Origin of the sequence: Butyricicoccus sp. OF10-2, from assembly GCF_003481925.1 — a bacterium.
Classification (GTDB): Bacteria; Bacillota; Clostridia; order Oscillospirales; family Butyricicoccaceae; genus Agathobaculum; species Agathobaculum butyriciproducens.
In genome coordinates, this window is the sequence record NZ_QUMC01000026.1 from 20,903 (window position 1) to 33,364 (window position 12,462).

Genomic DNA, 12,462 nt, shown 5'->3' on the forward strand with positions numbered 1-12,462 from the left:
AGGGATAAGGCATGAGAGATGCACTAAAGAATGCTATACATAATGCAATTTTATTTGAATGCAAATTGCCGCATCAAGAAAGTGGCGTAGATAAATCGTGCCTTTCTTCCCAAAATGATATTTGTTTCAGTAATTCTAACCCCCAAGAAGTTTCCAAAATTATCTATAATGGTATTGTGGAATTTGCAATCAACGAATATGAAATTGATTACACTGCTTTAGAGCGTGAACAGCGAAAAGCTATTCTTAGCCGTATCCGTTATAACCCAGAAGCATCTGAGGATACCAAGCTGAAGTATGGTTTTTATGGTGAAGTACTCTTGGATTTAATCTTGCGTGTGTTTTTAAATACGAGTGTTCTTGCCGCACGAGGATATTTTTATTCTCCTATTGAAAATAGCGAGGCTAAAGGTTTTGATGCTTTTCATTTAATGGAAAGAGAAGGAAATATTGACTTATGGTTTGGAGAAGCAAAATTCTATGTGCAATATAAAAGCGCAATAACCCCTGTGATGGAAAAATTAAGCACTTCACTTTCTGATGGATATTTGAATCGAAATTTACTTGCAATCATAGATGAGCGCCTCCATATCTCAACACACAATGAACAACTTGAAAACTTGTTAAATTCATGGGAAGAAAATCCGGATATTAATCTGTCACAAGAAATAAAGAATAGAGGAATTCGGCTAATATACCCTATATTTATTGCTTATCAAAAAAATAGAACTGATCAATATCATCAGAGCATAAAAAAGTGTATTGAGCATATTGCTTCAGAATATACACGGCTTAATATTATTGTACCCGCTTCGTTTGACTACCGGTTATTTTTTATTTTTTTACCACTGTCGGAAGTTAAGCAAATCAAGGAGAATGTGATAAAATGGATAGACTCACGAGAACCGCTAATATAATTAAAGCGTACTATTCATACAAAAAGAATTCAGATGCTGCAACTTTTGTAAAAGAAGTATGTGGCTTTTTTGACTTTATAAAAAATGAGCCTATCTCTGAAGCGGATATGAATTTCCTTATATTTTTGGCTAATGAAGCGGGGATCCCGCAATATTTTGACTTGTTCAAAGATAAGTTTACAGATTGCCGTATATCTGATGAAAATATCAAAACACTTACCATAAGTGCTCTATTTCATGATGCCAGCCTTATTAGAGGAAATAGCAAATTACATCGGTATCAAAAGAATGTTCTTGACAGTTTTAAAATCGGGCAACAAAATCGTTTTGTTTTGACTGCACCTACTTCTTTTGGGAAGACCTTTTTGGTATATGAAATTATACAAAAGATGGAGTATCAGAATGTCCTTTTGATTTTTCCGGCAATTAGCCTTTTATCCGAAAATTACACCCGTTTATGCAAGTTGGACACATTTCAATCATATAAGATTCATTCCCTAAGCGAAGAAGAATTTAGTCTATCCGAAAGAAACATCTTTATTTTTACACCCGAACGGTTCTTGTCGTTTATGGATTCGCATCAACACCTTCACTTTGATTTTGCCTTTATTGATGAGGTTTACAAAATTGATAACAGTTTTATCATTGATCCGGAAACATCTGGCGAAAACGAACGTGATACCGCGTACCGTTTAGCATTGGAATTTATTTGTAATTTGACAAGCGATATGCTATTAGCTGGTCCATATATGGCACTTCCCCGACCCAGTACACAGCAGCATAAATCGTTTAATAATTTTGCGAAAGATAATGGGTTTTCTTTTTTACGTTACAATCAATTTGAAATTGTTTCAAAGGAATACACAACAGTAAAAGGTAAACGTCAATATCATATAGATGAAATCCCAGTAGAAATTGGTTCTATAAGTAAAGGGCAGAAAATTGCCAATATAATTAAATCGTTAAGTACGCCTAAAGAAAATACGATTATTTATTGTGGCAGAAGAGCCGATACAGAAATGTATGCCAGAACTTTATTAAGGGATCAAATGCTGATTTCTTCTTTTCAAGAAACTTGTTCAGGGATAGAAAGTTCTACTTATGAAATATTTTTAAATCATTTGGAACACACATTTGGCAATGATTGGATTGTATTAAAAGCATTGAAAGGCCGGATAGGTATCCATCACAGCCTTATCCCCAAATACATCCAAAAAGAAATTATAAATTTATTTAATGAGGGGACATTACTATGCCTCTTTTCGACTACGACTATCACTGAAGGCGTAAACACTTCAGCAAAAAACATAATTATTACATCAAACAAAAAGGGCATAAAACCTCTACGGCAATTTGATGCTAAAAATATAGCTGGTCGTGCGGGTAGGTTTTACCAACACTATTCTGGAAGAGTTATAGATTTAAATAATAATTTTGAGGAAATTGTGAATGGACAACCTGAAATACTGGAACATAAAAACTATGATATAACTTTCCCGAAAACGGATGTTGATTACCAGATAACAAAAGATAAATATTTATCTGAAGTTGAACGCCAAGATAAAGAAGATATCCAAGCTCAGATTATTGCATCTGAAATCCCATCAGATGTATTTGATTGTTTCCGGGTTGTTGGACCAAAAGATAAATTAACACTATACGGTTATATTTCAAGTGTGCCATGGTGGACTATTGAAGATATTAAACGTGTTTCAATAACATTGGCAGGCAGCAATGCACACCGACTATATTGGCCCGGATTTCAAGCCATTATGGATATTATCTTGCCCGTTGTACGCGAAGAAAAACTTAAACAACTTATTGCAATACGAGTGGGACAGAATCAGTACTCATTGATAACAAGTCTATTGAGTTCATATCTTTCAGGTGGTTTTCTTTCAATGGTACAATATTATGTTGGGCGGAACGATAATCCAAAAACAAAGGATGAAGCAATGCGGCAAGTAGCTGACTTCGTTTACAATGTCTTTAAGTATCATTTAGTAAAATATCTCGGCCTTTTTGATGTATTCTTCCGATATCAAATTTCAAAGTCAGAGAATATCGCTATGGAAGATGTGGCTGGATTGGGGTTACTTCTTCAAAAACTTGAATACAATGCCCTTTCTCCCAATGCACGTAAAGTAAGTGATTATGGAGTTCCGTTTAAACTGATAGACTGTTATGATAGTAAAACGCCGTATGATAAAGGGCAATTTGACGCTTATGAACAGCGCATTGATCGAGAGATAAGTCGACTATTTAAAGAATAGTTTATATACCTGTTGCTACTTCAGAAATTGCCCAATCTTTTGTCAAAAACAGGTGTTTTCAACAGCAAAATTTCATTTTATCTACTGACTGTGCCCGCCGGTATAACACACTACGCGTTACAAGTATCAAAGATAAAAAATAATATTATTGCTTTTCCATCAATATAAAATTCAGAAGCAGAACCACTTTTGCCATATAAGTCGAAAGGTGGTTCTGTGAATTATACTGCTAAAGCTATTGCAATAAATTCTCAAATCCTTTATTGCTGAGAGTAATACTCATAATTATTGTAGCAAATCAACATAATTTTGTCTATTGAACTTCCAACAACTACACACAAAAATACTTGAAATATAGCTAAAATAATGGAATAATGCCTGTTTAATCTAATTTATGGGGTATTATTTTTTTACAACCTTTCAACAGAAGTATAAATACTTTTGCTGGGAGGTTTTTATTTTGGGCAAGAAGGTTCGTAAGTATAAAAATGTAGAAATCGTGTTAGAGCCGGATGGTTTCTCCATTCATACCATAGAGTTCTCTCGTAAGGTATCTCAAACCGAATGGAAGCAAATCAAAAGCGATTTATACGACTATAATGAGCAATACTCTGAAAATATCATCCATCCGGATGGTTTATATCATGGCTGTCATATCTGTACGCAATATGCAGAAGCAGGTATACGCATTCGTTTAGACATATAAAAGACAAAAACGAAACAAAAGGTCACTACATTCGTATGATTATCAATCCACGCAGATTGATTTTTATGGACACGACATATCTTGGTATCCTACCCAACGAAGAAGAAAGTATTGAGCTGCTGGAGAAATGCTTTCGAGAAGTGCTGAAAAAGTCGCCGTTTGATGGTGATATTTCGCATTATTATCTTTCCAGAGTGGATTTGTGTACCAATATTCGCTGCAGTAATAAGAAAGTATTTCGTGAACTTGTTCGTGTGCTACGAAAGACTGCTACCCCAAAGAAGTATCAGCGGTTATTCTACCAGAATAAGAACAAAAAGAAGGCGAATCAGTACAATAAACATTATATTCGCCTTGCCTGTGGACAGCAGGAGTTGGTAATCTACGATAAGACTTATCAGTTGATTGAGAATAATCTGGTGATCGACTATGAGGATCTTCCTGCAGGTGTGCTGCGTGTAGAGGTTCACTATGGACGCGATAAACTGCGGAGTATTGAGAATAAATACAAAGCTGATGACCCGCTCGATCTCCTATGGCTGCTGATGCAGGAAAGTGAGGAGCGAATCCTGCAACTCGTTGAAAAATGTTATCCTGACCTGCCTTATCTGAGCTATGAGGATGGCCAGCAGGCTATTCAGAATTCATCATTACACGCTGATACCAAAGAGCAGATGCTCACACTTCTGGACCAAATGCAGCGTAAACAGACGATTGATAAGGCAGTGCAGTATATGGAGAAGAAAGGCTACAAGACAAAGAGCTTATTGAAACGCTTTCAGTCGCTTGGGTTGAATCCTATTCCGCTGCGCAAAGGGTATGCGGCTAAAAGAATGCCAAGCCTGCTGTATATCCTAAAATCAGTCGGAACACAGCCGGTGAAAATCGAACTTGCGTATTGGAAGCAGAAATAGTCCATATAAAGGGCGTTCTTGACTTGTTTGCGCTTCGGAAAATTGCAAATTATAGCAGTTAATAACGAACATTAGAATAAGTATACTCGAATTACGGTGAAATACGATTTTCGCTCTGATTTAAGGAGATTTTTATGATGTACGATGAGATTTTAACTGTTAAGGAAACCGCCGTCCTGCTCAAGACAACACGCCAGCAGGTTCGAAAGATGATCGCAAACGAAGAACTCCCTGCCGTGAAGGTTGGCAGGGAGTGGAGGATTCCATCGGCAAGTATACGCATGTTTATCGAAGAAAATCTCGGATAAATTTGCTATTGTTAGTGTTGGAAATCAAGGAATTTATATACCGGCGTATCGAGTGCTTGCGCGATTCGCAGGAGTGTTGTCAGTGAAATTGGCTTATACATTCCGGCAGCTTCAATTTGACCAATATATGAGGTTGCAACGCCTAGCTTTTCTGCTAGTTTTTCCTGTGTATATCCTTGTAACTTGCGATAATACGCAATTTTAAGCCCTATTTGCTTGTATTCCTGTTCAAATTCATATTTCATTGGGTGCACCTCATGGCTCTATTCTACCGATTATGTGCTCCATTTCATATTCTATAAATATATTGCAATTATAACTGTATAAGTTACAATTAAGAATGTAGAAGTTGGAAATATATTTTTTAAGGAAGGGACAGTAGGTGTCCACCCTTTATGATATACTATGATTAACAACGATGCGGAGGTGAGAATAGAATGAAAGATGCATCGTCAGCGAAATCTTGGCGCTTATTGGACATTTATTCACGACTTGTTAATGGCGAGCAATTGAAGAAATCGGAATTGGCGCTGCAATATCAGGTTTCTGAGAAAAGCATACAGCGTGATATGAGTTCATTGCGTGATTTTATGGAAGAACGAGATCTGTCACAAGAACTTATTTACGATACAAAGCAATCAGCCTATCATCTGATTGCTCGTCGCAAGCATGGTCTTTGTGAGGGCGAAATGCTAGCCGTCGGCAAAATATTATTGGATAGTCGCTCCCTGCGAAGAGATGAAATGCTTCCGATGTTGGAGCGTTTAATCAATTGCTGCATTCCAAATGCCAAACGTAAGCCCATTAAGGATCTGCTGCTGAATGAGGAATATCACTATATTGAACCACAACACGGGAAGCATTTATTCAATCTTTTATGGTCTTTGGGCCAAGCAATCCAGGCTCATCAAGTGCTTCGCATCCAATATATGAAACAAGATGCTTCATGCGTTAAACGTGAGATTGAACCTGTTGGATTGATGTTCTCCGAATTTTATTTTTACCTTGTGGGTTTTATTCAAAATATCAATAAGGAACAGTCTTTTCAAAATCCAGCAGATACATTCCCTACTATTTATCGTGTTGACCGCATCAATGAGCTGTATGTGCTGGATAAACACTTTACTCTGCCATATAGTAATCGGTTTGAAGAAGGCGAGTTTCGTAAACGCATTCAGTTCATGTATGGAGGAAGGCTGCAAACGGTGCATTTCCGCTATGTTGGGCCATCAATCGAAGCCATACTGGATCGTTTGCCTACGGCTGAGGTCAAACCGTCTTCAGATAGAGGATGGGATGTTTCTGCTGAGATATTTGGTACAGGTATTGAAATGTGGATTCGTAGTCAAGGTACATATGTTACAGATTTTCAATATCAATAGCAACAATATAAGGGGATGTAAAAATGAGCGAAAGTACACTTGAGCGTTTAGGATATGGAATGATTGGCGCTGATAATCATGCGGTTTCACGTGAACAACGCATCGCGCAAACACCGGTAAGTAATGTTCTTTGGTCCGGAAAACGAGGTTGTTCTCAATGTTATCCAACGGATGATTACTCCCAAAAGGTACTTGCGCAATATAATCGTATGTATGTTTCCTATAATCTCTCGGCCGAACCTGATTTTAGCTTTTGTTCACAAGCGAGTGTGAAAATTAGCAATATGAGTGCTGATCGAGCAAAAAACTTCGGCAGTGCGGAAAAACGACTATTGAATACAAGTTGGGCCAAGGAAAGAGAAATCAGTAATTTATCTCAATTTGAAGAATACAGAAAAAAGAATAATTTAACATGGCACGAGTGCAGTGATGGTGTCACTATGCAATTAGTTCCCAACGAAATCAATTCACGTTTTGGACATTCGGGCGGCGTGGCAGAGCATAAGGAGTTTGACAACTCGATTGATATTACTTCTTCACGTTCGATTCAAAAATCGATAGCAAAGACTAAATTATATGCTGGGCAGGGCGCTGTTATTGTCTCGCAAAGTCTAGAAAAATCTATCGAGGCAGGAAAGGGAGCCGCTCTTGTCGCCTGCACAGTCTCTAGTCTAAATAATATCGCACAGGTTGCTTCGGGCGAAAAAAGTTTTGAAGATGCGGCCAAAGATATATTAACCGATACTGCAGGTAGCTTTGCTAGCGCTGCTGGTATACAAATGACACAAGACTTGGTAACGCAGTTTGCACAGAATATGGGAGCCGAACAATTAGCCAAATTTGCATCTGCACCTGTCCCAACTCAGGAGATTGCTATGGTTGTTATGACTGCTACGACTATTGAGAGATATCTTGATGGTAATATCTCTGCTGAAGACTGTGCTTTTCAATTGATTTCTAGCGGTATGGGCACACTTGCATACAGCCTTGGCGCATCAATAGGTGGGCCGATTGGTGGTATACTCGCTTCAACTGTCATGACACAAATTACAATCACTATTGAGCGGTATCGACAGGAAAAGAAAATAGAAAAAGCGCGTGATGCAGAAATTCGGCATGTTTTGTCTTGGGCACAGGCAGAAATGGCATGTCAACAGGACAATTTGCGTGATTATGTACATGAAGAACTTGGTCGGTGGGATACTGCCATCGATAGCGGATTTCAAACGATTATGGACGCAACCATGGCTAATGATGCTGATGGCATTGCAGCAGGACTGGATACCATTATGAATCTGTTTGGCACACAGGTAAAATATAAAAGTCTTTCTGAGTTTGAAAAAGATTTTTTCTCGGATACATCTACGGTTCTGACACTTTGAATAGGTGATGGATATGATACTAGAAGCAGCATTTGGATATTCTATCTGGCAGATGGTTAAAGCCAACAGCATAGATGAGAAAACATTAAAAACCTTGGAAAAGGCACATATGACCTATCAGGATGCATTAGCATCATTCGATCAGCATAAAAGTGATGCAGACGGGAAACTGGTAAAGCTTATTAATCGCAAAAAGGCTATGCTGAATAATCATATGACTAAGTTTATCAATGTTTATCAGCAGATCCAGCAGATCGATTTTCGCCCTGGAGAAGGTATTCTGGAGCTGGACCGCAGCAGTTTTACCGTTAATGATGCCGGTGTTATTCGGACAATGATTACCACTTCAATGCATCCAATGAGCGATAAAGAGATGGCTGTCAAATGGCTTATGGGAGGTCTGGGTACCGCAATTTTAGACGATTCCAAACGCAATGCTGCCATCGCGGATAATCAGCGGCGCATTGCCAATACGATGAAGACACAGCTCAAAACGATGGAGATCGCGGTAGATGCAATTGGCGCACGCGCAGATCAGATTTCTAATCTGTTGTCGAAATTCGGATTGCTATTTGGGAAATCGATTAGCGCCACGGTTCAGGTCATTCAGAAAAATGGAACAAATCATCGCCGATATGATCATGATGACTGCCAAGTTTTAATGACCTGCGTTAATTTCGCCAAAGCAATTAAAGACATTTTGGATGTCCCGATTTTATCTGCCGATGGCTCTGTAACCGAAGCATCACTGCAGGCTTTTGAGCAGGGCACATCTCTGTTGCATGAATTTGAAAATCAAGTGAGGTATTTGCGATGAAAAAGTTTTGTGTATCTAAGGATTGTAATGCGTGTGGTGAATGCATTCTCCAAACCGATCTTTTGATTGAGGATGCAGCTGGATATGCTGTTCCGGTTGCAGATGGTTATATTAAAGCTGAAAATTTAGAGAAGGCACAGGCAGTCGTTGCTGCATGCCCGGCTCATGCGCTTTCGATTGTCGAACAGGCGGATATCGTTTTGGATGCGGATAAAATGGGGGCTGCTTTGGAAAAGAAGCTGAAAGCGATCGACATTCCTTCGGTATCGAGTTCAGAGCTGCGTTTTGACGAAGATGATTACCAGGTATCTGCCGGTTATGCTGATGGTGAGTACGATTATAAATACTCATCTTGGGACAAGGCTGTTTCTGCAGGCGCACAGCGTTTTCGTCAAGTATTCTGGAGCCGAAGAAGCGATTATGTGCTGGCTTATCTGTCGCAGTATAAGTCCAAGGTACTGCGCCCGTATTACGATTTTAGTAATCCTGATAAAACCTATTACGCACAATTCAGCAAAAAGATTGAAGAAGTTCTCAAAGCAGCCAAGGCAGAACTTTCGGCAGCAAGCGAAAACGACTCGGTTCTTTCTGTTGATTTTACAGAATTCCGTCCTGAGAAAAGTAAGGATTTCCAGACCAGTTTTGCTTGCTCTATGGACTATATTGGAGATGCCAGCTATGTCAAAGAGTTTCTCGATGACTTTGAACGCGATTCGTATAATCGGCTGAGTAGCTATGAAGATGAAATCTGCGCAGAAGGGCGTGAAGAGTATGCTGGACATGGTTGGCTGGGGGACAAATACAAAACCATTTATCGTTTCAAGGATGTTAACGAGACTGGCAAAAGGTTAGTTGATCATATCGGATCGAAATTATCCGTTTGCGGTGTCAGTGAGGGTTATCACTTGCGCTGTATTGATGATATTGCCGATGATCAGGTTGAAAGCGCAATTAAGCAGTACAGGGAAATCGTAAGCAAAGCAATCGATCACAAGGTTGCCATATATCGAGAAGCAGTTCAAAAATGTGCAAAGGGGGTCAAGGCTGACGCCGATCGAAAAAGAACTTAAAATTTTGAACGATAAGAAGAATTTACATAAGGCGAATCCTGCAAAAACGCTTCGATATATCCCGGTATCGAAAAACATAGCTGATCAAATTTTTCAATGTGTTATGAAAAATTCCTGGCAAACCAGAACATATCTGGAAACCCCTACATATATAGCGTATCTTCAGGGCCCGGATGAAAACAATCCAGAAATAGGCGATGCCAACATGGCGATTGAAAGCACGGTAATCTGTGCAGTTCATAAGAAAAGCGGAGAGCAAACAGAAATCCCGCTTACACATATCCTCGACGAAAAGTGGAAAATTCGTTTTAATAAAACAAGTTGCTGTACGCAAGGTGACACTCTATATATCACAATTTCTTATGGAGAATTCAGTCCAACACGATTCAGAAGCCGGGATACTATGTGCAAGATTTTGGCTGTTGATTTATCTACATCAGAAGCATACTTTTTGGAACCGAAGTTTCAAATGTTTGAACCTTCTCGTCGATTAGACGAGGTACATCTTAGCATTACCGATGACCAGCTAATCGTTTGTGTATATGACTCTGGCCTAAGCGAGGCGGATTTGGATGAAGATGAAACTTTACAGAATCGCGCGTTTGGGGTTCATTTAGATTCAGCTGAACATATATTTGAATTGAATCCTCCTGTGGAGTTCTGCGATGTTTTCGCATATCAGCATCATGTACTATTGCTTGGGCGCGATGGTCAAATTTATAGATATGATATAATGGCGCAAAAGTGTATACCTTATGTTGATTTCAAAGGGCATGGAATTGATGAACTGGAATATTTTCCGATCATATACAAAATGCTTCAAATTGAAAGGGGATACCTTTTGATTGCGAGATATGGTGATCGGTATCAAATGTTCCGTTTGGCCAAGAATTTTGAAGTGCTATATGATTTTTCTTCAGTTTTTGTTGCCAATAATCGAATAATCGCTATTGATGATGAAGGGGATTATTGCACTATCGACCAATATGCTTTGCAAACAGGCGAACGGATTGAGAATAGTGCACTGTATGAGTTTCCTGAAGAGAGCAGTATCTCTGAAAATTTTTTGTTATTAGGCGATTGGCTTTACCAAGCTATTATAGATTCGACTACAGCATATACACTGAGTTTGAAATCTTCTACTACTTGGAAACATATCTAATACCGATTGTGTAATTTTCTCCGTATTTGATGACAAAAGAAGTATATATTATATCTATAGAAGCACCCGGAAATATTCCGGGTGCTTTATTATTTCATCAGAGAAGGAGTACGAAAATGTTTGAAAATCAAAAATTCTTGACACATGGTATCACAGCACAGCTACCATTATGGATGATCAATATGTTGTGGCTTATGATACTGACCATGGAGGTATCCGAGAAAGACTACTTGCAGGTATTCACGCTGACGAAAGCGCCGACCGGTCAGCACATCGTCCACGAGCAGGAGCAGCCGCCGTACCGTTACGAGCTCGATGTACCGTGTGACGATGCCGTAGATGCGAAGGTGTTCGTGATTGATGATTTGACGCATTCTACTATGCTGCTTGCCGAAGAGTATTAACATTCACCAAACGAAATGGAGGAACAACCAATGAAGGAAACGAGAATTTGTGCAAACTGCGGTGCAGAGCACCCGATCGACGAAATGTTCCAAGTAGAGAATGACTGGATCTGCGAGGACTGCGCCGACCGGTTGACCGTAATCTGCGACCACTGCAACGAACGGATTTATGAGGAAAATGCCGTCGAGGATGACACGCACATACTCTGCGATCACTGCTTTGATGAGTACTATGTTCGCTGCGATGACTGTGGGCGTATTATCCACCGCGACCGCACGTACTGGGACGGTGACGATAACGCTTACTGCGCGTCCTGCTGGGACGAGCACTGCGAGGTCATCCACGAATACAGCTATACGCCCGACCTTGTATTCCACGGCAAAGGCCTGCGGCATTTCGGCGTGGAGCTCGAAATCGATGACGGCGGCACGGTTAACAGCAACGCGCAAAAGCTGCTCGACATCGCGAACGCCAACGCCGAAAATCTCTACATCAAGACGGACGGCAGTCTGGATGAAGGTCTTGAGCTTGTTACCCATCCAATGACGCTCGAGTATCACTTGAACGAAATGCCGTGGGCGGAGGTGTTGCGTAAAGCGCAGAGCATGGGGTACCTCAGCCACGCGGCCGGAACCTGCGGACTTCATGTTCACATCTCCCGCTTGACGTTCGGCTGTACATATGAGCAGCAGGAAGCTGCGATTGCCCGCCTGCTGTACTTCGTCGAGAAGTTCTGGGCGGAGCTGCTGCGGTTCAGCCGCCGCACGCAGTCCCAGATGAACCGCTGGGCGGCGCGGTACGGCATTCGCCTTACGCCGTCCGAACAGATGAGCCATGCGAAAAATTCCTGCGCTGGACGTTATACGGCGGTAAATCTTACGAACGCGGATACAGTAGAAATCCGCATGTTCCGCGGCACGCTCAAGCTGAATACCCTCAAAGCCACCTTGCAGATGGTCAACCATCTCGTCGAGGTGGCTGTTTCTATGTCTGACAATCAGGTGCAGGACATGAGCTGGTTCGACTTTCTGGACAACATCACCGAACCCGAACTTATCCAGTATCTCAAAGAGCGCCGCCTTTACGTTAATGAACCTGTTAATGCCAACACGGAGGAGGCTTAAAA

General features: G+C 40.4%; 13 protein-coding genes. 12 read left to right on the forward strand and 1 reads right to left on the reverse strand.

Going from position 1 to position 12,462, the window contains the following annotated elements; translation table 11 throughout:
* The first annotated feature begins 11 nt into the window (after positions 1-11).
* The 5 genes from DXB00_RS12590 (at position 12) to DXB00_RS12610 (ending at position 5,118) form a co-directional block, all read left to right on the forward strand.
* Positions 12-917: a HamA C-terminal domain-containing protein gene (locus DXB00_RS12590; RefSeq protein WP_118730065.1), complete on the forward strand. Its 906-nt coding sequence runs from the start codon at positions 12-14 to the stop codon at positions 915-917.
* A complete protein-coding gene (locus DXB00_RS12595; protein WP_118730064.1) occupies positions 887-3,190 on the forward strand; it encodes a DEAD/DEAH box helicase family protein in 2,304 nt (767 codons plus the stop codon). Before DXB00_RS12590 ends, DXB00_RS12595 begins: the two co-directional genes overlap by 31 nt.
* Positions 3,191-3,650: 460 nt before the next feature.
* On the forward strand, positions 3,651-3,896 hold the full coding sequence (locus tag DXB00_RS12600; protein ID WP_119215012.1) for a hypothetical protein: 246 nt from the start codon (positions 3,651-3,653) through the stop codon (positions 3,894-3,896).
* Between the two features lie 35 nt (positions 3,897-3,931).
* Positions 3,932-4,810 carry a hypothetical protein gene (locus DXB00_RS12605; RefSeq protein ID WP_119215013.1) on the forward strand — a complete coding sequence of 293 codons (879 nt, stop codon included), beginning with the start codon at positions 3,932-3,934 and terminating at the stop codon, positions 4,808-4,810.
* Between the two features lie 134 nt (positions 4,811-4,944).
* Positions 4,945-5,118, forward strand: a complete 174-nt coding sequence (locus tag DXB00_RS12610) for a helix-turn-helix domain-containing protein (RefSeq protein ID WP_199677306.1) — start codon at positions 4,945-4,947, stop codon at positions 5,116-5,118.
* Positions 5,119-5,129: 11 nt separating this feature from the next.
* Here the strand turns inward: DXB00_RS12610 and DXB00_RS12615 are convergent, their stop codons facing one another.
* Positions 5,130-5,363, reverse strand: coding sequence for a helix-turn-helix domain-containing protein (locus DXB00_RS12615; protein ID WP_118730061.1), 234 nt, complete (start codon positions 5,361-5,363; stop codon positions 5,130-5,132).
* Positions 5,364-5,555: 192 nt separating this feature from the next.
* Here DXB00_RS12615 and DXB00_RS12620 point away from each other — a divergent pair, with 192 nt between their 5' ends.
* From DXB00_RS12620 to DXB00_RS12650, 7 genes are all read left to right on the forward strand, one after another.
* Positions 5,556-6,500, forward strand: coding sequence for a helix-turn-helix transcriptional regulator (locus tag DXB00_RS12620; protein WP_118730060.1), 945 nt, complete (start codon positions 5,556-5,558; stop codon positions 6,498-6,500).
* A 23-nt stretch (positions 6,501-6,523) separates the two neighbouring features.
* Positions 6,524-7,882, forward strand: a complete 1,359-nt coding sequence (locus DXB00_RS12625) for an HNH endonuclease (RefSeq protein ID WP_118730059.1) — start codon at positions 6,524-6,526, stop codon at positions 7,880-7,882.
* A 13-nt stretch (positions 7,883-7,895) separates the two neighbouring features.
* On the forward strand, positions 7,896-8,699 hold the full coding sequence (locus DXB00_RS12630) for a hypothetical protein (protein WP_118730058.1): 804 nt from the start codon (positions 7,896-7,898) through the stop codon (positions 8,697-8,699).
* Positions 8,696-9,769 (forward strand): hypothetical protein, encoded by a 1,074-nt coding sequence (locus DXB00_RS12635; protein WP_118730057.1) that lies wholly within the window; start codon positions 8,696-8,698, stop codon positions 9,767-9,769. The genes DXB00_RS12630 and DXB00_RS12635 overlap by 4 nt, the downstream gene beginning before the upstream one ends.
* A gap of 4 nt (positions 9,770-9,773) precedes the next feature.
* On the forward strand, positions 9,774-10,931 hold the full coding sequence (locus tag DXB00_RS12640; protein ID WP_118730056.1) for a hypothetical protein: 1,158 nt from the start codon (positions 9,774-9,776) through the stop codon (positions 10,929-10,931).
* 116 nt (positions 10,932-11,047) lie between these two features.
* Positions 11,048-11,335, forward strand: a complete 288-nt coding sequence (locus DXB00_RS12645; protein ID WP_158578363.1) for a DUF960 family protein — start codon at positions 11,048-11,050, stop codon at positions 11,333-11,335.
* A 30-nt stretch (positions 11,336-11,365) separates the two neighbouring features.
* Positions 11,366-12,460 carry an amidoligase family protein gene (locus DXB00_RS12650; protein ID WP_118730054.1) on the forward strand — a complete coding sequence of 365 codons (1,095 nt, stop codon included), beginning with the start codon at positions 11,366-11,368 and terminating at the stop codon, positions 12,458-12,460.
* Positions 12,461-12,462: the final 2 nt, after the last annotated feature.